This window comes from Ornithinimicrobium sediminis (genome assembly GCF_021272345.1).
GTDB classification, from domain to species: domain Bacteria; phylum Actinomycetota; class Actinomycetes; order Actinomycetales; family Dermatophilaceae; genus Ornithinicoccus; species Ornithinicoccus sediminis_B.
Genome location: NZ_JAJSDQ010000001.1, coordinates 223,678 through 247,991, shown reverse-complemented (window position 1 = coordinate 247,991; position 24,314 = coordinate 223,678). Strand labels below are relative to the sequence as shown.

Here is a 24,314-nt window from a genome sequence, read left to right as displayed (position 1 = left end):
GATCTCCTGATCAGGTCGCCAAGACCGCCAGCATCTTGACCGGGCGGTTCACTCACCTGACCGTCGCACCCAAGTCAGACCGTAGGCTCTAGCATCGAGGTCGCTTGCATGCTCTCGCGAGCGCTACGTCCGGGCGAAGGGTCGGCGTCCTGGCCTGCTCTACGTGTCGCGACGGCTGAGACTGCAGCCACCTCGGACCGCCATGTCGGACCTGGATAGCTTCGCGCGGCGTGCCCGCCCCAGGGATGAGGGTGGGCGGCGGTAGCCTGGCGTAATGCTCAGACCCGTGGACAGCGCCCGCCCTCGAGCCGCCGAGTTCTTCGCAGGGATAGGGCTGGTCCGCCTTGGGATGGAGGCTGCCGGGATCGACGTTGTGTTCGCTAACGACATCGAGCCCGACAAGTACCAGATGTACGTGCAGCACTTCGGGCCGGAAGCCGCCGAGCACTTCATTCTCGGAGACATCGGCCAGGTCTTCGGCGCGGACATGCCCGAGCTGGACATTGCCTGGGCGTCCTTTCCCTGCACGGATCTGTCCCTGGCCGGCAATCGCAAGGGACTGGTTGGCGGTGCCAGCAGCACCTTCTGGGACTTCACCCGAATCCTGCACGAGATGGGTGATGGCCGGCCCCCGGTCGTTGCCCTGGAGAACGTGGTCGGCTTCGCCACTTCGCACGGCGGGGCAGACTTGATCGCCGCGATCCGTGAACTTAACTCGCTGGGCTACTCCGTGGACGTGCTCACCCTGGACGCCCGGCGTTTCGTCGCCCAGTCTCGACCACGGCTATTCCTAGTTGGTGCCCTGGAACCGCCCGAGGACATGCTCGACCCTAGCAACGAGCTGCGCCCCGACTGGCTACAGACCCCCTACGGCGACCCCACTCTGCGCATGCACCGGGCAGAGCTGCCCTCACCCCCGACGCCGAAGACCGCCGGCTTCGGCGAAGTGGTGCAGACCCGTGGGGTGGAATGGTGGGACCCGGAGCGCACCACCCGCTTCCTAGACTCACTCTCGCCCTACCAGGCGGATCGGCTGGAGGCCCTGCGCCAAGGTCGGGTCCCCTCGTGGCGCACTGCCTATCGACGGACCCGCAATGGCGTGGCCGTCTGGGAGATCCGCCCGGACGATATCGCTGGCTGCTTGCGCACCGCTCGTGGCGGGTCATCCAAGCAAGCGGTGGTCAAGGCCGGCCGCGGTGCCGTGCAGGTGCGTTGGATGACCCCTCTGGAGTACGCCCGGCTGATGGGTGCCGGGGAATACGACCTCGCAGGGCTGCGCGCCAACCAGGTGTACTTCGGCTTCGGTGACGCGGTGTGCGTGCCTGCCGTGCAGTGGCTAGCCGAGCACTACCTGCTGCCCTTGGTCAAGGGTCAGCTCCACCCTGGCGAACAGCCGGTGGCTGGCCGGGAGATCCGGGCGGTCTGAGGTATGTCGAGCCGGTCCCGTCCGACCACCTATCAGGGCCGGGTCTCCAAGCCTTCACGCGCTGACCTGCCAGCACCTATCGTCCAAGAGTTTCGCCGGTTGCTCAAGGAGTCACTGGACGCGACTGACGCCCAGGGGCGTGCCTGGTCCAACGCCAAGTGGGGCGTTTATGCCTTCTACGACTACGACGGTGAGCCGATATATGTCGGCCAGACCAACGAGAGGCTGCGGACCAGAGTGCGTCGGCACTTGACCAACCAGCGCACCGATGCCGTGGCCATGAGGATTCTGGACGTCTTCGAGGTCGCCGAGATGGAACTGTGGCCGCTATGGGAAATGGAGGGGTCCCGGGCATCGGACCCGACGGCTAAGGCGCACTTGAACGCGATCGAGTACAGCGCCTACCTGCAAGCTATCACGGGCAGCAAATTCAAAGCCATTCTTAACGAGAAGATTCCGCCGTTGTCGAAGCGGGTGGACCTGCCGTCCTCTCGGCGCTTTGATCTGGTCTCGGACGAGACTCGGATCGAACGTGGCCACCCAGACGTGCGCATAGCGCGTAGGGCCGAAACCATCTCCAGGCTCGCAGCTGTGGCCCACGAACGTGGCGAAGTCTCTGACGGGCTGCGTCGGGTGCTCGTGATCCAGGCAGTGCGCTTGGCCTACCTGTCTGCTGTACGCCTGGCTAGCGCCGAGGGCAGGCCAGAGCCCGACCCTGCGTCTATATCTGTCGCTGGCCTCGTCGGCAGCGTTCTTTACGAGCACTCCGACCCCACTGGCGCCCACGGGCACAGGGACGCCGATGAAGGGGACTAGTCCCCTGGCGACCGAGTCGGTGTCTGCGGCGATCTTGGAGCAGATTAGCGTCTGGTACGAGGGACAACGGCAGACGCGCACGGGCACGGTCAACACCAACGTGATGACCGTCGGGCTGATCCTCGCCGAGCACATGGAACGTGGAATCCCTATGGAGAAAGACGACTATCTGGCGAAGTCCCAGGTAAAGGGCCTCGGTGGCCCAAAGGTGAAGGCCATCCTCGGCAAGCACAACGAATTTCGGCCCTTCACCAGGGAGGGTGGGCGCACCTCCCGTAAGACGTATGACTTGGCCAAGGGACTGGCGGGTGTCATCTCACATGCTGCGCAGAGCGCGGGCTACAACCAGCTCGACACGCAGGCGCAGGAGCGGGTTCGTCACCAGATCCAGGCATGGTTCGTCAGTAGGGTCCAGCAGGACTTCTTTGCCCGCAAGCGGATTGTTGCCGAGATCGATCCGAGGAAGCCAGTGAGAGTCGCACTGACCTCGTTGCTCGAGTATGCGCGAGGGCAGGGTGGTAACCTGGCCGGGGCCTTATGCCAGCACCTCGTCGGGGCCAAGTTGGCGCTGCGCTTCCCAGACCTGCAGATCGAGAACCATGGCTACACGACAGCCGATGTGCAGACGGCTCGTGCGGGGGACTTCACCATTGGGGATACCGCCGTCCACGTGACAACAGCACCTACCGAGGCGCTTCTAGGCAAGTGTCATGACAATTTGCAGAATGGCTATCGCGTACTGATTCTCACTCCTGACGACCGGATGATGGCTGCGCGCCAACTCGCGGCGAACACCGGGCTCGCGGACAGAGTTTCGGTCCAAGCGATCGAGGACTACGTTGGCAATAACATCGAGGAGTTGGCTGGCATGCGCTCGACTGCTGTTCAGGCGGGCTTGCGGGAGTTGGTGCAGACCTACAACCAACGGGTCAAGGCGGTGGAGTCCGACCCGGCGATGCTGATCCAGATCCCCGCTAACCTCTGACGGACCCTAACCGCGAAGGAGCCCGAGTCATGCGCTGCTCTGCGCTCCTTTCCCGTCCCATGGCCTCACGTCCGGTGCACTGCCACCACACAGCAACCGTCAGGCTCCTGGGAGCCTGCTTACTCCTTCCGGGGCGAACCGCAGCTCGTAGGCTGGTGATGGACGAAGCCATGGTCAGGCGGTCGAACCTCGATGTGCCGGTGGCAGACCGCGCCGTAATTGGGTCACGGTCTTAGCTCGGAGTGCACCACTCGCTCGCCGACGGCGACAGCGTCTACCACGCGTCGACGCGGCTGAACCCCAGGGTGGCTCAGATGGGTCGCTGTTCGTGAGTTGTGGCTGGCAGCACGTACTGGAGTCAGCGTGGAGTCGCTACGAGGGGGACGGGGACGCTAGCCAGCTACGCTGGCACCGTGGCGCTAGGCTCATGGGCATCATCGGAAGCAGTGCGCGCCTCCATGCGTGCCAATCGCTCCCGCGACACGACTCCCGAGATCGCCCTGCGGCGCGCTCTCCATCGACGCGGCTTGCGCTACCGCGTCAACATGCGTCCCATCAAGGCTGTACGTCGCACCGCTGACGTAGTGTTCCCACGATGCAAGATCGCCGTCTTCGTGGACGGTTGCTTCTGGCACGGATGTCCTGATCACTATCGGGCACCATCCACAAACGAGGGATACTGGGCAGCCAAGTTGTCACGTAATGTCGCCCGAGACGCCCAGGTGAACGGCCTGCTAAGAGACCATGGTTGGACTGTGGTCAGGGTCTGGGAGCACGAGCCTCTAGAGCAGGCGGTTGCTCGTGTCGTGCTTGCCGTGCGCTCCGTCAGCGGAAACGACGTTGCTTCCGCAAGCGCGCCTTAGTGGCGCGCGACTTCGCGTTGTGCGCATCACGACATTCTTCACATCGACAACCGACGTCGTAGCGGTAGGACGTGCCGTGGTTCACGTCTGGGCCTGACAGAGAGCCGGTCTCCCGAACCTTCTTCATGTAACGCATATGGTTCTCGCGGTGGGCTTCGCGGCAGGCGTCGCAGCGGCAGCCGAGGTTGCCGTATCCGTTGATAGTGCCATGTCGCGGATCATCGGGCGCGAGTGGCTCAGTGTTGCGAGTCACGACATTGAGCATACGGCGCCTCTCCATGCTGGTCGGTCACCGGGTTGCGGGCTTCGACTCCGAGGACCGCTGGGCCCCACGGCACGACCGCTCGGTCATCGCACCCCGATGAAGACCGCCGGCCAGAACCCCTCCGCGGGGACCAGCGGCACCGCGCAACGGACCGTCTCCAGTGGTGGGTACGTCGGCGTGCTCGCCTCCAAGTTCTACGCCGGTTACAAGCGACGCGGCGACAAAGTCGTAGTCATCTGGGCCGCGACCACGGTCATCCTCACTGACGCCAGCGGAACGCTCATCGCCACCTCCGCCAAGCCTACCGAATTCGGCGGCTGGCACGGACCCACCCGGGCGCGGCCGTCCACGAAGTCCTGAGACATGCCCGCGTCCACGAAGTCCTGAGACATGCCCGTGTCCATGATGTCCCGAGACAGAACCGTCCACGATGACCTGAGACATCACACGCCGACGACCTCTACACCATCATCCGTGAAGAGCCGTGAAAGCCTGTTGCCCCCAGCATCCTCTGCGGCGTGGTGCCGAGCGAGGTCCACCCCGAACGTATAGAGTCAAGTAGCCCCACATGCGGAGGGAACATGGAACCAGCACTAACGTCAGCAGCTTTCACGGCGCTGAAGGCGCTCGGGAACGTCTTCGTGGCTGGTCACAGGCGGAAGATCGCGCTCGACGAACTGCAGCGCCGGTACGTCGAGTTGATGGCGGCCCAGGCACAGGCGCAGGTGTCTTCGGCGGTTGCACACCAACGCCTACTGTTCCTGGAGAACGTCATAGCAAGCCTGATCGCGAGCGGGCACTTCTACCGCGAGGACAACTTTCTCCGCCTCGATGCTGAATTCGATTCCCGACAAGCGGGCGAGCTCATCTTTGGCGTGGTGAAGGAATGCGATGAGCGTGTCGAAGACAAGACTCAAACGGAGACGCCGATAGTAGTAGGGTCCGAGAAGTCGCCGACACCTGCCACGGCCGCGGAACTTTACTTTGGCGGTTTTCGTGAGGAACTGAAAGAAAGGCGTCGTCGTGCTGGAGCGTGAATCTAGTGTCTGTCCAAGATTCTTTCGTGTAGTCCATCAGCACCTCCTCACCAATTTTCTCGACATGGATGCCCGTCCGCCAATTCTTGGAATTTTTGGTCCCGCAGGCGAGGGAAAGACATTTCAAGTCGAGAGGTCGATCGAGGACTGCCAAACGGAGATTCTTTGGATCAATGCCGGTGACCTCGAAAGTGACAATGCTGGGCAGCCAGCCCGCGTTATCGTTGACACGTTGCGGCAGGCATCAGCCGAGATTAGGGCTGGCAGACCGGTGGCGGTGGTACTGCATGACATTGATACGACGCTGGGAGAGTGGAAAGACAACACTGGGACGGTGAATCATCAGCATGTTCTTGCCGAGTTGATGCACTTCGCTGATCGACCCAATAACTCTCGGTTCGGGGGCGTGAGAGTTCCCGTTTTGGTGACGGGTAACGACGCCAAGAAGATGTACGAACCATTGACAAGGGCGCGCCGAATGGCGCTATTCCACTGGATACCCACCGCAAGCGAGAAGGTCGCCGTCCTGCGACGCATGCTCGCTCCTGTGACTGCCCAAGACGTGTCCGTCGCGCTCGTTGAAACCTATCCAGCATACCCGGTTGCCTTTTTTGCGGATCTGGTGGGCCTCGCCAAGGAAGAACTGTCTAGGCGTCACCCCCTCGCCCGCATCAAAGACATGCGACAGTTGCTGACTCCCGATGTTCGAGAGCGCATCGTGTCCACGGTTTCCCAGGGAGGGTTGCTGACGGGCGAAGAGTTAATGGGGCTGGCGAGGACCGCAGCCGAGCAACGTCAAGGCTCGTTGGAGAACTTCTTGAAAGATGCGTCTCAATGAGTCCGAGGGTACGCACGCACACGCATTCGTGGACGCGATTGACGGCTCTTAGCTTTCATTCGAAGCGTTTCATGGAGTTGGCAGGGATATCTCGCGACCGGGCGACGACCATATCGGGGGCCATTGAGAGAAAGCTGCTGAGTGCTGTAGGGGTATACGCCGTCGATCACACGTCGAAGCGAGTGGTGGAGCAGGAGTTCGCTATCGACTGGGGCGAACATCAATCGCTCACGAGGTCCGTGCCGACCATTGACGCCTCGCAGCCAGGCTGGGAAAACGACCTGGCGGTCGAGGTAACAGCCGCATGTGAACGGTTCCGCGCCACCGTTGATGCGATGCAGCTAAGCACCAGTTTTTGGGTTACGTTTGTCGGCGACATCCGACGCGATCCCGATAAACATAGGAAGCATTGTCGAGAACTTGGTTTGAAGTATCGCGGTTCGGTCCCCGCTTGGCGGGGTGAATACACAGAGATGTCTGTGAGTGTATCCGGATTGAGTGAGGCAACCATACGTATGCGGGTTTACGATGGGTAGGCCCCGGGCAATGGTTCGAGCCCGGCGCTATCTAACCTCGTTCGTTCTTCATGACTTCAAACTTGGCGACAGAGTGGCAAGGCCGCTATCGAAAGGCTTGGGCTGCCACCTCTACCTGACTCGTGCCCCTTTCGGCTGATTCGACGCTCTGCATGACGTTGGTGCTGTTCAGGGGATCGTGGTCGGGGTGGGCAACACACTAATCAGGGTCGGTACGGTCTCTGCTCGTGGTGTTTGTGCCCAAGGTCCGGACGAAGTCCGGGGCCACGGCGGTGCAGATCGCCGAGCGCGAGGGTGGTCGGGTCAAGGTCCTCGAGCATCTCGGGTCCGCGCGTACCGATGCAGAGCCGTCGGCGTTGTTGGAGGCTGCCCGTGCCAAGATCTATCCCGGTCAGGGCGGGCTGGACCTGACCGGTGTGGAGATCGCCGGCGGCCGCGCGCAGACCGTCGGTGTCCCGTCGTACTGAGCACCGCCGTCGCCGCGGGTGAAGCTTCCGGGACGACTGGGGGCACACAGTGCGGCTGCGGATACCGCAGCCGCACTGCACGGTCCCGGGCGTAGTCGTCGTCGAAGCTGGCGGTCAGCAGGTCGGCGTAGACCCCTGCCAGGCCGGTTTGGAGCAGGTACCGGTCCCCGACCTGCTCGCGGGCACGTTCCCAGGACCGGATGGCCCACCAGGTTCCCAGTACCACGGTCATGACGGCGGTGGAGGCGTACATGACGGGGTCCTCGGTGGCGCCCAACCAGACTCCCACCCCGGCGTTGATCACCAGGCACGCCACCATCAAACGGTGGGACAGGAAGGTCGCGGCGATGCCCCACATGATGAGGATGAACGTCAACCAGACCTTCCATGGGGCCAGTAGGACCATCACTCCCGGGTCGTGACGGGTCAGACCGGCGCGCAGCACGCCCAGCTCGTGCGTGATGACCGAGGCCGCTGCTCGTGGCGCCAGGTGACCTGAGCGGACCGCTTCGACCAGGCCGCGGCTGACCACCACGGCCCGCCGCCCCACTGCGGTGGCGTCCACCTGCCGTCCGGGCCTGACCAGCAGGAGGACCTGGTCAGGCGGCACGCCCTGGCGCAGCAGGATCTCGGCCACCGTCGCCAACGTGTGCCGTTGGTGCAGCCTGGGCGCACGAGCACGCAGCACGAGGTGGGCCAGCAACCTCTCACCCTTCCGGGTGTTGGCGGCCGCGGCCAGGAACGGCAGGACCATCAGCAGCACGGCCGGCCCGTACCGGCCTAGCGCCAGCTCGCCAACAACCAACCACAAGGCAGCGCTCATCAGGGCCGGAACGACCAGCGCTCTCGCTCGCGCCCGTCCTGCTCTGCGGATCGTCATCGGCCTCACCTCGGTGGTTTGTCGCTCCTTCTGAGCGACCAGTCCGGGAGTCGTGAGACCCCAGTGACCGTGCCCCCGCTTTGGGAGTCATGACCAGCGTGCAGGAGCCCACCGACAGGCGGTGGCCGCTTGTCCACAGGCACTCCTGCTCCACCACCGGCCCTCCCCAGAGACGGGCATCGCCGCAGTCAACCGCGTCGGCGGCAGTACTCAGGTGATGACCTCCACAGAAAGGAAGAGCTCGATGACACCACAAGAGAAGCGCCGACCCAGAGCCGGCATACCTGCCGCCGCTCAGGTGCTCGTGCAGATGCACCAGCTGCTGTGGAAGGCGAGCACCGAGGCCGCCGGCCGGGCCAGCGCGACCCGCGACTTGGACTCGGTCGCGTTGGCGAGCAACCTGACCTACGCCTGCGACCAGGTGCTCCACCTGGTGCCAGCCACGTACCGGGACGCGCTCTTGGAACGACCCGGCATCGCTGGCAGTGACCCGGTCGAGCTGGCCCGGCGGGCTGAAGAACTCAGTCGGACAATGCCCATCCAGCAGTCCCTACCAGGGATCGACTCGGTCGTCACGCTGCTCAGGGACACGGTCCGGGACTTCTCATGAGCAAGCGACGGAAGCCCACCATCTACCCGTCCAGCGTCGGTGAGCTCATCGACCGGACGAACCTGCTGGCCCGTGACCTCCTCTATGAGGCGCCCCACCGGGACGGGCGGGCCATGCTGCGGGGCTGGGGTGAGGCCGTGGAAGGTGCCAGCGAGGTGTGGCACCGGCTCCCGCAGCGCTCGGACGCCGCCGCGACCGGGATGCACGTCATCGACCAGCTGGAGCGGTCGGCCCGGACCTTGCACCGCTCAGCCGGCGGCGCGAGCGAGGTGGACCCCACCCTCCAAGAGATCGGCCAGTCCTTCGCGCACGCTGCGGAACTGATCAGCGGCAGCGGCGTCCTGGAACGAAGGGAACCCTCACGATGGACCGATGCGCAACTGCGGGACGCCTTCGCCGCGCGCGTCAACATCATGCACACGCTGTACGTCACGTCCCACGCCGTCTCCGTGGGCCTGGCCCAGAACGCGCTCGCAGAGCGCTTCGATGCCCGCCTGCGGGTCCACCACGTCTCGGCTGACGAGCTACGCCACCGCGTGCTGGACGTCGAGCAGGTCGCTCACTCCTACATCTCTGGGCACTACCCGCACGCGTTGGAGGGCAGACAACGCGAACCCGTGGACGACACCCGGATCCCGGCAGCCATCGCCCAATGGGACGTGCAGGCCCAACGTGCCCTGGTCCGGGAACCGACGACGCAAGCGATGACCCGGGTGGCCGGATCCGCCTTCGCAGCCACGGTCCACGCTGCGCGGCTGTGGCGGGCAGCCGTCGAGACAGGGCACGTCGACCGGCGGGCGTTCGACCATGAGCTCGCTCCTGCTCTAGAGACGATGATCGAGACGTGGGACCACACCCACACGCTGCTGCGTCAACTCAGCCACCGTCTCGACACGAGCCCACCAGCCCTGAGCAGGGCCGGGTGGGAGCTGCCCACGGCGATGCGCGAGGTCACCGGGGGCACGGCCGGGCCCGCCACCTTCGAGGACATCGACCGCCGGATCGAGATGTCGTCCATGGTGCGGTCCTTACACCGGTTAAACGCCACCTTGGCCGGAGTCGCCAGCGTATTCAGAGAGACCGCACGTAGCGCGCCGCTGCTCGTGGACGCCCAAACAGCCAACATCCTCCTGAAGTCGACCGACGACCGACACGCCCTGCCGCACGAGCAGTCAGTCGTCGCACCCCGAGACATGATCCACAAGCGGGCCATCCCGATCCCGGACAGGCTCCGTGCCGCCACGGAGGACGCAGCCGCCCAGGTCGCGGCGGCCTCGCGCGCATCACTACGAGCCACCCTGTCAGCCGGCGACGGCACGCGGGACACAGCGAGCATCCCACCCCCCGCAGCCCGCGAAACCAGGGACAGGCACAGGCTGTCCACGGACCACAAACATGAGGCCCTCAACGCAGCAGGACGTTCAGCGACGGGGAGCGACGTGAGCACGCACTGGTAACCTCAGCGAAAGGGCACGACACGGTGTGGCGTACTCACCCTCCCGGTCGCGGTGCTCGCAGGATGCGCGAGACCATGCCGACACTGAGGCCAACGGTTTCGCAAACGCGACTGCCCGGAATCCCGGCCTGAGCAGCGGCTCGGACCGCCGCATCCCGAGTGAGACGGGCCCGAGCGGCACTCTCCTCGGCGTGGCGGAGCTCGGCTGCGGCTAGTTCGAGCCGCTCAAGGAGACGCTGCTCGTGCAGAGCTGTGGCAGTGATCTCCCGCATGAGCGCAGGGTAGCCAAGCGAAGCCAAGCGGCGACCAACTATCCACAGTGGAACTGCAGAGGTGCCAGGGCTGACGAGCACGGCTGGATGTTCTCAGCGACACGGCGACGTTGGAGAGGATCGAGGGCCAGCTGGCCACGTACGCAGCGGCCATCTGCGACCGACCTGCGTTCCGCGACCAGAAGCTGCTCAAGCTCGGTGCCATCACCGGCACTGTTTGTGCTCCGGCGCATGCCACGGGATGTGGTCGCCCTGGCCATGTCACCTGTACCGAGGAGTCACCACGAACACGGTCTCTAGCACGGGCGGCCGACAAGCACCCGGCTTGCTCCGCTAAGGAAACCCCAAGCGTCTCATCGGACACTGTGTACTCCGTACTCCGGCGGGTGCGTCGCCCCGAGACTGTCCGATGGAGGTCTCAGAGGCTCTCCGCGGTGTCGGTGGCACGTGAAAACTGACCCCGTGACGGCAGGGCGGTTTCCAGGCACTGTCGCAACGCTTCCCTACAGTCCGGAGCGTGAGGTCATTGACTCGTCGTAGGAAGAAGGGGCCCGGGGCAGTGGAGTCCAGCAGAGTGGTGTACGACGTGGTGAGTGTCCCAGCGGGGTAGACGTGGGGCGGTCACCGCGTGATCCTTCGAGGAATCTCCTACAACCCACTCGAAGAGAGGCACTGCGATGACCGCCAGGTCCAGTATCGACCCCGAGCAGTTCTTGCACGAGCAGCTGGCCCAGGCCAGTCCCGATCTGATGCGTCAGATGCTCACGACGTTCATCAACGCGTTGCTGTCGGCGCAGGCCGACACGGTGTGCGGGGCCCAGTACGGAGCCCGCGACGAGGCCCGGACCAACCGTCGCAACGGGTACCGGCACCGGGACCTGGACACCCGGGTCGGCACGGTGGATGTCGCGATCCCCAAGCTGCGGGAGGGGTCGTTCTTCCCGGACTGGTTGCTGCAACGGCGCCGGCGCGCGGAGGCGGCGCTGACCACGGTGGTGGCGACCTGCTACCTGCTGGGGGTGTCCACCCGGCGGATGGACAAGCTCGTGCAGACCTTGGGGATCACCGGCCTGTCCAAGTCCCAGGTCTCGGTGATGGCCCAGGACCTCGACGAGCACGTCAAGCAGTTCCGGAGCCGCCGGCTGACCGAGGGCCCGTACACGTTCATCGCCGCGGACGCCCTGGTGCTCAAGGTCCGTGAGGGAGGACGGGTGGTCAAGGTCGCCGCCCTCGTCGCGACCGGTGTCAACGCCGAGGGATACCGCGAGGTCCTTGGCCTGCAGGTCGCTACCGGGGAGACGGGCGCGTCCTGGCTGGCGTTCTTCCGTGACCTCGTGGCCCGCGGCCTGGACGGTGTCGCCCTGGTGACCTCGGACGCCCACGCCGGTCTGGTCGAGGCGATCGGCGCGACGCTGCCCGGGGCCGGCTGGCAACGCTGCCGCACCCACTACGCGGCGAACCTGATGGCCACCACCCCCAAGTCGTCCTGGCCATGGGTCAAAGCGCTGTTGCACTCGGTCTACGACCAACCCGACGCCGGCGCCGTGCACGCCCAGTTCGACCGTGTCCTGGACACCCTGGCCGACAAGCTGCCCGCCGTGGCCGAGCACCTGGACGCCGGCCGTGGCGACATCCTGGCCTTCACCACCTTTCCCAAGGAGGTGTGGCGCCAGATCTGGTCGAACAACCCCAACGAACGACTGAACCGGGAGATCCGCCGGCGCACCGACGTCGTGGGCATCTTCCCCAACCGGGAGGCGATCATCCGCCTCGTGGGCGCCGTGCTCGCCGAGCAGCACGACGAATGGGCCGAGCAACGCCGCTACCTCGGCCTGGAAGTCCTCACCCGCTGCCGCACCGCCCTACACACCACCACGGAGGCCGACCCCACACCCATCAGCGCCTGATCACCAACAACGACGGATCACCGTCGTACACCACCACCGTGGACTTGACCGCCGGGGCGGCGTCCGTTGTCGGCCAAGCGTGCCCGATTCGTCCAGCTGCGCGAGCGAGGGTGGAGCATCTCCGCTGCTGCCCGCGAGGTGGGTGTCTCACGCACCGCCGGTCACAACTGGGCTCGCGGTGCAAAGGTGTATCGCGGCGGTCGGGTCGTGGGGTTCGTGCCGGCTCTGGACCGGTTGGCCGTGCACCAGGTCAGCGCGCGGTACCTGTCCCAGGACGAACGGGTCCGCATCGCCGACCTGCAGCACTCCGGCCTCGGGGTGCGCGCGATCGCCCAGGAGGTCGGGCGGGCGCCGTCGACGATCTCGCGCGAGCTGCGCCGCAACGCGACCAAGGGTGCGGGCTACCGGCCGTTCGAGGCGCACCGCACGGCCACCTCCCGCCGGAGCCGCCAGCACCATCGCCGCATCGAGACGAACCCGCGGCTGCGACGCCTGGTCGGCGAGCTGCTCGCTCAGCGGTGGAGCCCCCAGCAGATCAGCCGCCACCTCAGGACACGGTTCCCCGGCCAGCGTGGCATGCAGCTGTGCCACGAGAGCATCTACCAGGCCATTTACCAGCCAGGATCCGCGCTGATGCGGCCCTCCCCGTTGGCGCCGCACCGCCGTTCCCCGCTGCGGACCGGGCGTGAGCACCGGCGGGCTCAGCAACGCACCGAACGACGCCGCCCGCGGTTCGAGCAACCCATGCTCACCATCCACCAACGACCCTTCGAGCCCACCGACCGGGCCGAGGCCGGCCACTGGGAAGGCGACCTCATCATCGGCCGGGACCAGCGATCGGCGATCGGCACCCTGGTCGAGCGTCAGACCCGGATGGTGCGGCTGCTGCACCTGCCTTTGCGCGATGCCGACGCCCTGCACCAGGCGCTGACAGCCCGGCTCGTCGACCTGCCACCAGGGTTGCTGCGCTCGATCACCTGGGACCAGGGCACCGAGATGACCCGGCACCTGTCCATCACCCGATCGCTGGGAGCAGCCGTGTACTTCTGCGACTCCCACTCGCCCTGGCAACACGGCTCCAACGAGAACACCAACGGCCTGCTGTGCGACTACTTCCCCAAGGGAACCGACCTGGGGACCCACCCGGCTGAGCACCCCCTCGCGGTCGAGAACGAACTCAACAACCCGCATGGACAACTACTTGTGTATCTCGTCATCGGATCGGAGAAGACCAGAAACGGGTCTACGAGTCGCTCATCCCCAGACTGAGGGCCTCTCTTCCAGTGGCCGGTCGCGGAGCAAAAGAAACTCGACGAGGTCATTGGGCGTCCCGTAGTAGAACCTCTCTTCTACCTTCCTGGTGATGGCGTCGTCCAATGCTAATCGCGCGACCTCGAGGAACCGCTCAATCAGGACCGCAGAGAGGTGCTCATGTGCTCTCTGATTGACCACCGCACCTCGCCCCTGGGAAGAGGTGCGCCGGAGACGAGGTGACCGCTCAAGTGTTAAGACTGTCCGTGGAACGTCAACCAGCCACCCGTCGACGACGAATGCGCAGGTCCTGGGGCCATAATCCACTGTATCGATGTAGACTCTTCCCCGCTCTCCCCGGAGGGTCATGTCCGGAAAAGCTCTCACAAGAGCCGAGCGCGTATTTTCCAAGAGGTCAAAGAAGTTGCGCAAGTTGGGGGGTTTGACCACCAACACACCGCGGACCGCCTGGCGAATCTCTTCACCCCCAGTCCTGTTCACCACTTGCGAGCCACTGGCAAGCACTGGACGCAGGAAATTCTCATAGTACCCTGCTGCCAAACCATTAGCGGCGGAAATGTCCGGTATTGGCGCACCGTAAAAGTCGGTATACGGATTGCCGGCGTCGAAACGCTTGCTGCGATCATGCAGCCACGTTCCGATGGCTAGACGGAACTCTTCTGATCGTATCTCTTGTTCCGCAAAGTCCACTCGGGCATGACGATAGTCGCGCAGGTAAAACATCTGACTTGCATCCGTTTCGGATCCGAGGAGTATTGTCCATATGCCCAGGGCGTGTGCGAACGCTACTTCGTAGATCACTGCTGGCCGAACGTCGGTTAGGTCCGCGATTACAAGATCTGAATCATCGATAGCATCGAATACATTGGTGCGGATGCTGTTCGGCCGAAACAGTTCGTGCGGACGCAATATCGTGATTTGGTCACCGTCACCTTCCCTGTTGAGAGTCAAGCTTCTCACTGTCCCTCCGCCGGTTAGAGAGACTGCCCCTTCGGTCGGTGACCTGTAACCAAACGTCTGAAGTTCGGCGACCACTCCAGCGATCATTTTGTCGAAGTGATCGGGTCCCTCGAGTGGCATGGGGCCTATGAGGAAAATTGTCCATCGCATGTTGCTCCTCGGAAAACTGGGGCTTGCCAGAATCGAAACTTGGCATATCGTTGTCCAACCAGTGATGGTAGGTGTCGCTTAACCGTTTGTTGCTACTGCGGCAACGACGCCGAATACGTACGCCAGACCGAAGAGCAGGGGAACCCAGATTTCGAGGTGAGTCATAGCCCAGTATGTCGACTTATCCTGTTTTTCGCCTCGCAATGCTTTCCACTCGCCATTCCACCATGGTGATGCCGGTAGCCGCATTTCTAGGGCTCCTATTACCGCAAACTTGCCCGAGTTTAGTTGCCTATAGGAGCGAACGAGCCAAAACCAAGCTAGACACAGCCCGAGTGCAAGGACGAGGACCGGCAGCAGAAGCCACGACGACACGCCTAGCGGTGGGTCCTTCCAAAACACAGCGAAGAGGGTCAGGACCGCGCTGTGCAGTGTCAAGAAGAAAGTGTTAGCAAGTCCTCGCCGGATAGAGATGCGATCAGCCATCTCAACGTAGAGCTTATATTGCTCCATGATTGCTGATTGGTAGGCCCCGAACTCTGCATAATAGGCTTTGGCAACTTCCTCGTCGTTCCAAAGCGTAAGAGTGACGGCATCTGGTTTCGCTGGCTTCGAGACCTGAAAATACTTCTTCCAAAGTGGCATAAGGCCATTTTTGCACCAAAGATCCTTGGGCGCCATCCTTGCGTCCTCGCAGACCGACCTGTGCGTGATCGCTGCGCCCGCGGCTGGCCAGGGCGTCGTCAAGTGATCCTCGATGAGCACGAGGTCTGGCGCAGTCACCCGGAGTGTGTGGGGGCGCTTGCTGTTCTACGCACCCAGGCGGGGTTGGGCATCGTAGGGTCAGCGGACACGGCAGACCTCGAAGTGCAATCCGGGAGGCGCTGCGGTCAAGTCCCGGGTAGTGGTGGGCGACGTCAAGGCGTGGAAGCAACAGCGCTGGTCAGGAGTGCGTCGTAGGCCTCTCGTGGGGTGCGCCAGTTCAGGCACTTGCGGGGGATCTCGTTGAGCTCTTCAGCGATGGCGGTCAGGTAGGGCTGGTGGTCGGTGATCGGGGTCGACTTCGGCAGGTAGCGACGGATCATCCGGTTCGTGTTCTCGTTGCTGCCCCGTTCCCAGGGTGAGTGCGGGTGGGCGAAGTAGATCGCCATCTGGGTCGCGGTGGTGACGTGGGCGTGCCGGGCCAGCTCGCTGCCCTGGTCCCAGGTCAACGACTTGGCGAACATCGCCGGCAGCACAGTGGTGTGCTCGATCAGCGCATCGGCGACCCCGTCGGCGGTCCTGCCCAACGGCAACGCCAGGATCGCGGTGAACCTGGTGGTCCGCTCGACCAGGGTCGCCGCAGCGGTCGCGCCGGCCTTGCCGATGATCAGGTCTCCCTCCCAGTGCCCGGGGACCTTGCGGTCGGCGACCTCCTCGGGCCGGTCCTCGATCGAGACCATCCCGATGATCGGCCCAGAGCGCTTACCAGCAGCTTTGCGGGGTTTGCGGCGGACCCGGCCGGAGTCCAGGCGGATGCCGTGGGCGATCAGCTCGGCCCGGGGCAGGGCGTACACGTAGGAGTACACAGCGGGATGGCTCACCCTCCTACCTTCCCCCGGGGTGGAGCCTGCGACCACACCCAGCCTCGGGTCGTCGGCCTCCGCTGCCAGCCGGCCGGCGATCGCCCGCGGGGACCGACCCAACCGCAGATCGGCCAGCACCCGCGCTTCCAGCACCGGGTCACCGGCGACCTTCCCGGTCTGCGGGCGGGCCCGGGCACGTTCGGCCTGCACGTCCGCGTGCACCAACCGGTAGCCCTGCGTCTTGGTGGAGTTCCGGGCCACCTCACGGGAGACCACCGAGGGGCACCGGCCGATGTGGACCGCGATCGCCCGGATCGACCACCCCGCCTTCAACCCCGTGGAGATCTCCACCCGATCAGCCACCGTCACCATGCGTCGACGATCCACCCACCCTCCTCCTGGCCAGCCCCCACCAGCCAGGGGTGTTGCTACGACGCTATGCCACTGCCGTGTAGCGCTGCGGTCCTTCGACAGGTAGGTCAGGCGGTCAGCGCGGGTAGGGCATCAGCTCCGGTCTCGGGTTCGGTGGTGGGCACGATGTTGATGCGACAGCGGGCCAGGAGGGCCAGGCCCAGGTAGCGGCGTCCTTCAGCCCATTCGTCGGTCTGTTCGGCCAGTACGGCCCCGACGAGGCGGACGATGGCCTTACGGGTGGGGAAGATGCCGACGGCGTCGGTGCGGCGGCGGATTTCCTTGTTGAGGCGCTCGGCGGGGTTGTCGGACCAGATCTGGGTCCAGACGTCCTTGGGGAAGGCGGTGAAGGCCAGGATGTCCGCACGGGCCCCGGCGAGGTGCTCGGCGACAGCGGGCAGCATGTCGGTGACGTAGTCGATGAGCCGGTCGAACTGGGCCTGCACTGCGGGTGCGTCGGGCTGGTCGTACACGCTGTGGAGCATCGCCTTGACCGCCGGCCACATCGACTCCGGGGTCACGGACATCAGGTTGGCCGCGCAGTGGGTACGGCAGCGCTGCCAGGACGCCCCGGGCAGGTTCGCCGCGATCGCCTCGACCAGCCCTGCGCGTGCGTCGGAGGTGACGAGCCACACGCCGCTCAGGCCGCGGACGAGGAGGTCGGTGAAGAACTCGTTCCACGCACTGCCTGTCTCGGCGGTGGCCACCCGCAGGCCGAGGACCTCGCGGTGCCCGTCACCGTTTGACGCCGGTCGCCAGCAGCACGACCGCGTTGATGACGCGCCCGCCCTCGCGGACCTTCATGGTGAGCGCGTCGGCGGCGACGAAGGTGAACGGGCCGGCCTCGTGCAGCGGGCGGTGGCGGAAGTCGTCGACGAGCTGGTCCAGGTCGGCGGCCATCCGGGAGACCTGGGACTTGGACTGGGAGTCGATGCCCAGGGTCTTGACGAGCTTGTCCATCCGGGCGGGTGGACACCCCGGCGAGGCAGCAGTCGGCGACCACGGTGATCAGCGCGGACTCGGCCCGCTTACGCCGCTCGAGCAGCCATTCAGGGAAGTACGTGCCCTTGCGCAACTTCGGGATCGCGACGTCGAGCGTGCCGACGCGGGTGTCCAAGGGCCGGTGCCGGTAGCCGTTGCGCTGGGCCACCCGGCCGGGGTTGGGGCGCCCGTACTCGGCACCGACGACGGCGTCGGCATCCGCGGACAGCAGGGTGTTGATGATCGACCGCAGCAGCTGCCGCAATAGATCAGGGCTGGCCTCGGCCAGCGCTTCGCCGAGCAGGCCGGCAGGGTCGACAATGTGAGGAGCGGTCATCGTGTGACTCCGTTCGAGAGTGCTGTGGAAGGTTCACTCGAAGGATCACGCGGTGGCCGCGTCCTCGTCCGACGTACACGCCGGGGACGACCTCAGCGACCGCGCTACACCACTATCCGGGACTCAACTCGCCCGATCGATCACCCAGCCTTCGACATGTAGAGACTTCCGGCTCTGCGTCTTTTGAGAGCGAGTGCGGCGCGCCGTGCGGCGGTGTGAGCTTGGAAGTGGGTCTAGGCCCTCGTCGTGCTGCCGTGCCGTGGGCATGGGCGGCGCGTACTGCGACAACTGTGACCTGCTCCTCGGCCTGGGCGGGGTGCGCACACTAGTGGTCGACCGTGCCCCTGGCCTGCTGACCGTGCCCGTCAAGTCCTCGCCTGTCCTGGTCGGCTGGCCTGTGCGGGGTGGTCGCTCGCTCAGTCCCTGGGCCGGCGGACGGTGCGGCTGGTCGACGCGCCCTGTTTCAGCGCACCCCGGTCGTCCTATTGTGGCGCAAGCGGCGGTACCGGTGGCGGGGGGACACGTGCGAGGTGGCGATACTGCACTGAGCAGGACCCTGACCTGGCCAGGCGCCGCGGGTTGCTGACCACCCGGGCGGCCCGGTGGGCAATCGGTCCGATCCGCCGTGAGCACCAGCGTGCAAGGCAGCGCTCTGAGCACGGCTGGCGGCCAGCTTCGACTGATCGGATCGGTCAAGCTCAGTTGAGAGAGAAGTTGCTTTCCTCGTTGCCCGCGTGGAGGTCGGAAGGCAGTTTCGGCACTCCCTGAACGAAACCGTCGCGCGGCGAGGATCGCCAACGCGCGAGTACTCCCGGGGCGGAACGTGATGACTGGGGATCTGGGGAGTACTGAAAATCCCACCGGATGGGCCTGGGCCGGACACCTCGCCGACGCCTTCGACCGCATCCTCGCCTTGCACCAGCCTGACCGGACGTGTCCCAATCGACTCACCACCCGAGCCCTCCGGAGCAGTGGAAGCCCGAGCCCCACTCGGGCAGATCGGACCCCACCCCTGCCCGCGGCCCTCCCATACGCCATTTCGCGGCCCGCGCTGCACTTCAGGCCCCCGAGCCACCCCAGTGAACATCGAGGTCAGCGGCTCGACGCCCCACGAGGAATCATCCTCGTACACCACACCTAGGGGACTTGACCCCTTGTTCTGCCGCGCCGACGGCGGGTATTTCGACCGCTGCTCGGCCCTGGAGAGGAGCATGTGCCACCATGGGTTGACCACGCCCAGCGTCGAGCTAGTTCTACGGGCATGTCCGCTTGCGCCAGAGAAAGGGAAATCATGTCGGACGTCGTCGGCATAGGGATGATTAATATCGACTACATCGTTGATTCAATACAGGCCCAGCGAATGAATCCTGAAGAAGGGGCGGGGAGGCTTGATAGCTTTGAATATGGCGTGGAGCGGGGCGCTTCCGAGGAAACCATCAAGAATGCACTGCAATACCTAGGCAGCTATCAACCGCGCATCAGTCCCGGAGGATCCGCCTTGAATGTGGTTGCGTCGCTCGCGAGCACCTCTGCTCCCCTGCGCGTTGGCTACGTGGGGATCCGTGGCGTGAGCCCTGAGCAGAGCTTCGACTTTGCGGACTGGTTTAGTGTTCTTGGTATCGACACGCCACACGTGTATGACAGCCAAGAGTCAGCGGGGATCTGCGTTAGCTTCACGCGCGGAGCCGAACGGTCGATGCTTACCTCCAGTGGGGCCAACCAACAATTTGAGGAGATGGTCTCGCGCAACTATGCGCAAATTCTGGAGTATCTTTCTGGGGCGCGATTGGTTCATGTGACCGCATTCGCCGAGCAGCGGGAGCCTATCGTCTTGGCTACGCTTCTCCAGGAACTGAAAGCAAAATGGCCGGCTGTAACGATAACTTGCGACCCGAGCGCGCTTTGGGCTCCAGTTGACCGCCCAAAGGCAGTGAACGATATCCTTGCTAGCGTTGACATCATCATCATGAATGCTCGTGAGTTCGATCTGATCTCGTGCCGCATGCCAGGAATGTCCGACAAGGATGCCGCCTCCGAGTGCTTCCGGCTCGTGGCAAATCTTAGATCGGTGATTGTAGTGAAGAGATACGACCGGATTAAGATTTTCCACCGTGTAGGAGCGGAGGTCAACGAACGCATTTTTCAGAATCCCCACATTCTTGACGCGACTGAGGTCGTCGATGACACTGGGGCCGGGGACGCTTTTGCGGCTGGCTTTATTGGTGGCCTTTGCCTGCCAGGATTCGAGGAGGCCGACTCGGTAGACTTGGGACTTCGTCTTGCCAGGAGAAAGCTCCGTTTTGTAGGAATGACCGGGATTGCCGACTTTCGTCAAGACTTTCTGGAAGCTAGTTCGGACATCGTTTCGCGAAGTTTGGTGACCGAAGCCGGATCAGGGAGGGCGCGTGTCTTTATTGGACATGGGCGGGATTCAGAATGGCGGCATGTGAAGGATTGCCTCGAAGGCTGGGGCCTGAAGACCAGCTACTTCGAGTCCGCCCCGGTCGCCGGCCGATTCGCGAGCGAGGTGTTGACCGAGCAGGCTCTTCAGGCGGACTTCGCAGTCATAGTTGTAACTGGCGACGACGTAGCCGAGGGCCAAGTGCGGGGGCGACAGAACGTTGTCCATGAGATTGGTCTCATGCAGGGACGCTTGGGGTGGACTAAGGTTGCCATTCTAATGGAGGAGGGCGTTGAGGCATTCTCCAATATTGCCGGGCTACAGTACCTCCGTTTCGGCAAAGGACGGGTGCAGCATGCTTTCCATGACCTCGAGGTTATGTTGGTTCGAGAGGGGATGCTTCGACCAGCAGCGACCTACACCGACGTGTAAGGCTCACTGGGAACTGAAGACATGCTTTCCTACGATATCTTCCAGCGGCTTGTGGGTGTTGCTCTAGGGGCTTTTGGGACGCCGGAGCGGTGAGTTGTGCTCGTGGGCGATGAGCCACTGGCTGTCGTTGTCGACGAATTCGGCCGACGCGCGGCTGATGGCTGTGCCGGGTTCGTCGGCAACGTTGAACGAGCAGCGGAAGATCCCGGTGGCGATGGCCACAGGGCCGAAGTCGTCGTTCTTGAGGTCTTCGAACCACAACTTGAAGTCTTCCACTGGCCTGAAGTCGTCGATCTCGCCTTGCATGGTCCATGGCGGTGGTCGACCCCCAGCCGGGCCACGGGGCCACGGCGCTCTCGACGACTTCATGCCGGTTGCGTCATGAGCGCTTCATCGTGCAACCGAGACAATTATGCCCGAGCGCAGGACTCCAGGCCTTCTGTATCGATGCGGTACCACTCATGGCGAGTCAGCTCCGGCGGGTCTATACGGTCCCATCGCGTTCTCCGGGTAGGTGCACCGAGTCGGCCAATCATTCGGGAGGAAGGCCTCGATCTGGGCGCGTTCAACGTGCCGTGACACGATCTCGCAGGCAGCCCGCCAGTCCGATACCGCAAGCCACATGCGCTCTGTGCCGTCGTCGCTGCCGCTGGCGAGCAATGACCCATCGGGGGAGAACGCCACCGACTCGACACTGCTGGTGTGGCCGGTGAGGGGGTCGCCGACCTGGTCGCCGGTGCTCGGGTCCCACAGCAGCACCGAGCCGTCGTCGCTGCCGCTGGCGAGCAATGACCCATTGGGCGAGAACGCCAGTGCCTCGACCCAGGCGCTCTGGCCGGTGAGGGGGTCACCGACCTGGTCGCCGGTGCTCGGGTCCCACAGGCGTGCGTCGTCTAAGGCGCTGCCGCTGGCGAGCACGGACCCGTCGGGTGAGAAGGCCACCGAAAGGACACTGCTGTTGTGGCCGGTGAGGGGGTCGCCGACCTGGTCGCCGGTGCTCGGGTCCCACAGCCGCACCGTGGTATCCGTGCTTCCGCTGGCGAGCAATGACCCATCAGGGGAGAACGCCACCGACGTGACGTTACTGGTGTGGCCGGTGAGGGGGTCGCCGACCTGGTCGCCGGTGCTCGGGTCCCACAGCCGCACCGTGGTATCCGTGCTTCCGCTGGCCAGCAACGACCCATCGGGGGAGAACGCCACCGAGGAGACCTGATCGGTGTGGCCGGTGAGGGGGTCGCCGACCTGGTCGCCGGTGCTCGGGTCCCACAGCCGCACCGTGTGGTCGAAGCTGCCGCTGGCAAGCAAGGACTCGTCAGGGGAGAACGCCACCGACGTGACGTTACTGGTGTGGCCGGTGAGGGGGTCGCCGACCTGGTCGCCGGTGCTCGGGTCCCACAGCCGCACCGTGTCGTCGCCGCCGCTGGCTAGTAGCCGTCCGTCAGGGGAGAACGCGACCGACCTGACGTCGCCGGGGTCGCCGTCGGGCGGCTCCCTGAGCGGCTGGCCGATGAGTTCGCTGATCGACGGGTCCCACAGTTGCACCGTGCCGTCGTCACTGCCGCTTGCCACGGTCAAGCCGTCGTGGGAGACCGCTACTGCCCTGACCGCACTCGCGTGGCCGAAGACGGGGTCGCCGACCTGGTCGCCGGTGCTCGGGTCCCACAGCCGCACCGTGTGGTCGAAGCTGCCGCTGGCCAGCAACGATCCATCAGGAGAGAACGCCACTGACGTGACGAAGTTGGTGTGGCCGGTGAGAGGGTCTCCCACCTGTTCGCCGGTGGTCAGATCCCAGACGCGCAAGACGTCGTCGCCGCCGCCGCTGACAAGCAGGGAACCGTCGGGCGAGAACGCCACCGAGAAGACGCTGACGGTGTGGCCGGTGAGGGGGTCGCCGACCTGGTCGCCGGTGCTCGGGTCCCACAGCCGCACGTTGCCACCGCCGCTGGCCAGCAAGGAACCGTCGGGCGAGAACGCCACCGACCAGACGACGGTGTGGCCGGTGAGGGGCTCACCGACCTGGTCGCCGGTGCTTGGGTCCCACAGCAGCACCGAGCCGTCGCCGCCGCCGCTGGCCAGCAAGGAACCGTCGGGCGAGAAGGCCACCGAAAGTACAATGCTGGTGTGGCCGGTGAGGGCGCCGCCGACCTGGTCGCCGGTGCTTGGGTCCCACAGCAGCACCGAGCCGTCGTCGCTGCCGCTGGCCAGCAAGGAACCGTCGGGCGAGAACGCCACCGAGGAGACCTGGTCAGTGTGGCCGGTGAGGGGCTCACCGACCTGGTCGCCGGTGCTTGGGTCCCACAGCAGCACCGAGCCGTCGTCGCTGCCGCTAGCCAGCAAGGAACCGTCGGGCGAGAACGCCACCGAGGAGACCTGGTCAGTGTGGCCGGTGAGGGGCGCGCCGATCGCCTGGGCGGCAGCGCGACCAAGGGCAATGCTTCCCCCGACCATCGCTGCGGTTGCTCTGGCACGGGCCGTTGAGTCCTGTGGCTCACTCTCCGCGGCCAGCCCGAGCGACAGCGCCGGGTTGGTGCCCCGCACCGCAGTCGCCGACGCCGTGAAAGACAATGCTACGGCCTCACTCCGCTGCCGGATAGCCTCCTGCCGTTGCGTCACCGCCACCCCCGCCGCCAGGAGGGAACATACGGTCAGTATGACCAACCCCGCCACCGCGGCGCGCCGCCAATTGCGGAACCGGCGCAGTTCCCGCAGGTCGTCGCTGGCCAGCTGGTACTTGGTCATGCCGTGCATGGGTGCCGCGAGGTCGGTGACGGTCTCCCGGAACACCGGGCTGGCAAGATCCCACGGCGCCAACTCGGTCACGTCCACGTAGAACGGCTCCGTCGGGAACGCCCCGGGTCGGGTCATCATCGGCAGGGCCATATCGTTCTGTTCGGGATCGAACGACTCTGTGTGCTCGTTCCACCGCAACCGACCTCCGACAGTGACCAGCATCAGCCCTTCGGGGCCCCGGGTGTCGAGCCAGTGCGCGACCTCCCTGTTCACCCATACCGAGGCTGCCGCCGCCGGTGACAAGATCACGACCATGAACCGGGAGGCGTCCAACGCCTCAACGACCTTGCCCCACAGGTCAGGACTGGCCGTCAGGTCGGTCGCGTCCCGGAAGACCCGCAGCGCGTGAAGGCGGCCCATCGGTCGGCCGACACGCGCCAAACCTTTCTGGATCCCCGCCGCCGCTTTGCGGTCGCTGTGACTGTAGGAGATGAACGCGTCAAACCGCGAGGAGGTGGCACTCACAACTGCGGGGGCATCACCCATGCCGTCGCGCGCCGGACCAGCCACCGCTGATGCACCTCCCCGCAGTTGCTTCGCAAAGGCTCCCACTAGGGACATAAGTCGTCAACGGTGCAGGATCCGAGTCTCCCGGTCGCTGCTGGACCAACGGGCTGTACGAGTGCATGAGCGCACTCCTGGCAGTCGACGGTGGGT

The 24,314-nt window shown here is 64.8% G+C and carries 18 protein-coding genes and 2 pseudogenes; 13 read left to right on the top strand and 7 right to left on the bottom strand.

The genetic code is table 11. The features are described 5' to 3' along the window. The first annotated feature begins 286 nt into the window (after nucleotides 1–286). From LVO85_RS01080 to LVO85_RS01065, 4 genes are all read left to right on the top strand, one after another. Nucleotides 287–1,426 (top strand): DNA cytosine methyltransferase, encoded by a 1,140-nt coding sequence (locus tag LVO85_RS01080; RefSeq protein ID WP_232745557.1) that lies wholly within the window; start codon nucleotides 287–289, stop codon nucleotides 1,424–1,426. A 99-nt stretch (nucleotides 1,427–1,525) separates the two neighbouring features. Further along, entirely contained in the window at nucleotides 1,526–2,242 is a 717-nt protein-coding gene (locus LVO85_RS01075) for a GIY-YIG nuclease family protein (protein ID WP_232745556.1), read from the top strand. Nucleotides 2,243–2,261: 19 nt separating this feature from the next. Beyond that, nucleotides 2,262–3,227 carry a DUF4928 family protein gene (locus LVO85_RS01070; RefSeq protein ID WP_232745555.1) on the top strand — a complete coding sequence of 322 codons (966 nt, stop codon included), beginning with the start codon at nucleotides 2,262–2,264 and terminating at the stop codon, nucleotides 3,225–3,227. A gap of 335 nt (nucleotides 3,228–3,562) precedes the next feature. Next, nucleotides 3,563–4,090 carry a very short patch repair endonuclease gene (locus tag LVO85_RS01065; protein WP_332875389.1) on the top strand — a complete coding sequence of 176 codons (528 nt, stop codon included), beginning with the start codon at nucleotides 3,563–3,565 and terminating at the stop codon, nucleotides 4,088–4,090. Here the strand turns inward: LVO85_RS01065 and LVO85_RS01060 are convergent. Beyond that, nucleotides 4,053–4,343 (bottom strand): hypothetical protein, encoded by a 291-nt coding sequence (locus tag LVO85_RS01060; RefSeq protein WP_232746195.1) that lies wholly within the window; start codon nucleotides 4,341–4,343, stop codon nucleotides 4,053–4,055. The genes LVO85_RS01065 and LVO85_RS01060 overlap by 38 nt on opposite strands. A gap of 108 nt (nucleotides 4,344–4,451) precedes the next feature. Between LVO85_RS01060 and LVO85_RS01055 the strand changes: the two genes are divergently transcribed. From LVO85_RS01055 to LVO85_RS01020, 8 genes and pseudogenes are all read left to right on the top strand, one after another. After that, a complete protein-coding gene (locus tag LVO85_RS01055; protein ID WP_232745553.1) occupies nucleotides 4,452–4,715 on the top strand; it encodes a hypothetical protein in 264 nt (87 codons plus the stop codon). A 158-nt stretch (nucleotides 4,716–4,873) separates the two neighbouring features. Further along, nucleotides 4,874–5,392 (top strand): hypothetical protein, encoded by a 519-nt coding sequence (locus LVO85_RS01050; RefSeq protein ID WP_232745552.1) that lies wholly within the window; start codon nucleotides 4,874–4,876, stop codon nucleotides 5,390–5,392. Continuing rightward, complete coding sequence (locus LVO85_RS01045) at nucleotides 5,379–6,230, top strand: AAA family ATPase (RefSeq protein WP_232745551.1); 852 nt, start codon at nucleotides 5,379–5,381, stop codon at nucleotides 6,228–6,230. Before LVO85_RS01050 ends, LVO85_RS01045 begins: the two co-directional genes overlap by 14 nt. 763 nt (nucleotides 6,231–6,993) lie before the next feature. After that, nucleotides 6,994–7,218: pseudogene (locus LVO85_RS17250) on the top strand (IS1634 family transposase); the annotation flags it as partial. 1,139 nt (nucleotides 7,219–8,357) lie between these two features. Next, the gene (locus tag LVO85_RS01035; RefSeq protein ID WP_232745549.1) at nucleotides 8,358–8,723 is read left to right on the top strand and encodes a hypothetical protein; all 366 of its coding nucleotides are present in this window, start codon (nucleotides 8,358–8,360) and stop codon (nucleotides 8,721–8,723) included. Further along, the gene (locus LVO85_RS01030) at nucleotides 8,720–10,180 is read left to right on the top strand and encodes a hypothetical protein (protein ID WP_232745548.1); all 1,461 of its coding nucleotides are present in this window, start codon (nucleotides 8,720–8,722) and stop codon (nucleotides 10,178–10,180) included. The genes LVO85_RS01035 and LVO85_RS01030 overlap by 4 nt, the downstream gene beginning before the upstream one ends. 948 nt (nucleotides 10,181–11,128) lie before the next feature. Further along, nucleotides 11,129–12,358: an IS256 family transposase gene (locus LVO85_RS01025; protein WP_232745547.1), complete on the top strand. Its 1,230-nt coding sequence runs from the start codon at nucleotides 11,129–11,131 to the stop codon at nucleotides 12,356–12,358. Between the two features lie 66 nt (nucleotides 12,359–12,424). Beyond that, nucleotides 12,425–13,627 carry an IS30 family transposase gene (locus LVO85_RS01020; protein WP_456299702.1) on the top strand — a complete coding sequence of 401 codons (1,203 nt, stop codon included), beginning with the start codon at nucleotides 12,425–12,427 and terminating at the stop codon, nucleotides 13,625–13,627. Here LVO85_RS01020 and LVO85_RS01015 read toward each other — a convergent pair. The 4 genes and pseudogenes from LVO85_RS01015 to LVO85_RS01000 all read right to left on the bottom strand — a co-directional run bounded on the left by LVO85_RS01015 (nucleotide 13,613) and on the right by LVO85_RS01000 (nucleotide 18,034). Beyond that, entirely contained in the window at nucleotides 13,613–14,710 is a 1,098-nt protein-coding gene (locus LVO85_RS01015) for an STING domain-containing protein (RefSeq protein ID WP_232745545.1), read from the bottom strand. The two genes, LVO85_RS01020 and LVO85_RS01015, sit on opposite strands and share 15 nt — an antisense overlap. 108 nt (nucleotides 14,711–14,818) lie before the next feature. Further along, nucleotides 14,819–15,523, bottom strand: a complete 705-nt coding sequence (locus LVO85_RS01010; protein ID WP_232745544.1) for a RipA family octameric membrane protein — start codon at nucleotides 15,521–15,523, stop codon at nucleotides 14,819–14,821. Between the two features lie 134 nt (nucleotides 15,524–15,657). Further along, nucleotides 15,658–16,677: an IS30 family transposase gene (locus LVO85_RS01005; RefSeq protein WP_269812888.1), complete on the bottom strand. Its 1,020-nt coding sequence runs from the start codon at nucleotides 16,675–16,677 to the stop codon at nucleotides 15,658–15,660. Nucleotides 16,678–16,784: 107 nt separating this feature from the next. Next, nucleotides 16,785–18,034 (bottom strand): annotated as a pseudogene (locus tag LVO85_RS01000) (IS256 family transposase). Between the two features lie 1,291 nt (nucleotides 18,035–19,325). Between LVO85_RS01000 and LVO85_RS00995 the strand changes: the two are divergent. Continuing rightward, nucleotides 19,326–20,867 carry a PfkB family carbohydrate kinase gene (locus tag LVO85_RS00995; protein ID WP_232745542.1) on the top strand — a complete coding sequence of 514 codons (1,542 nt, stop codon included), beginning with the start codon at nucleotides 19,326–19,328 and terminating at the stop codon, nucleotides 20,865–20,867. A gap of 63 nt (nucleotides 20,868–20,930) precedes the next feature. Here the strand turns inward: LVO85_RS00995 and LVO85_RS00990 are convergent, their stop codons facing one another. Both LVO85_RS00990 and LVO85_RS00985 read right to left on the bottom strand, forming a co-directional pair. After that, nucleotides 20,931–21,173: a nuclear transport factor 2 family protein gene (locus LVO85_RS00990; RefSeq protein WP_232745541.1), complete on the bottom strand. Its 243-nt coding sequence runs from the start codon at nucleotides 21,171–21,173 to the stop codon at nucleotides 20,931–20,933. Between the two features lie 153 nt (nucleotides 21,174–21,326). Continuing rightward, nucleotides 21,327–24,167, bottom strand: a complete 2,841-nt coding sequence (locus LVO85_RS00985) for a TIR domain-containing protein (RefSeq protein WP_232745540.1) — start codon at nucleotides 24,165–24,167, stop codon at nucleotides 21,327–21,329. Nucleotides 24,168–24,314: the final 147 nt, after the last annotated feature.

Bases quoted from the DNA above. Each gene is read 5' to 3' on its own strand.
- LVO85_RS01055 (WP_232745553.1), top strand. From the start codon at position 4,452: ATGAAGACCGCCGGCCAGAACCCCTCCGCGGGGACCAGCGGCACCGCG.
- LVO85_RS01035 (WP_232745549.1), top strand. From the start codon at position 8,358: ATGACACCACAAGAGAAGCGCCGACCCAGAGCCGGCATACCTGCCGCC.
- LVO85_RS01030 (WP_232745548.1), top strand. From the start codon at position 8,720: ATGAGCAAGCGACGGAAGCCCACCATCTACCCGTCCAGCGTCGGTGAG.
- LVO85_RS01025 (WP_232745547.1), top strand. From the start codon at position 11,129: ATGACCGCCAGGTCCAGTATCGACCCCGAGCAGTTCTTGCACGAGCAG.
- LVO85_RS01015 (WP_232745545.1), bottom strand. From the start codon at position 14,710: ATGCCACTCGAGGGACCCGATCACTTCGACAAAATGATCGCTGGAGTG.
- LVO85_RS01005 (WP_269812888.1), bottom strand. From the start codon at position 16,677: ATGGTGACGGTGGCTGATCGGGTGGAGATCTCCACGGGGTTGAAGGCG.
- LVO85_RS00995 (WP_232745542.1), top strand. From the start codon at position 19,326: ATGTCGGACGTCGTCGGCATAGGGATGATTAATATCGACTACATCGTT.
- LVO85_RS00990 (WP_232745541.1), bottom strand. From the start codon at position 21,173: ATGCAAGGCGAGATCGACGACTTCAGGCCAGTGGAAGACTTCAAGTTG.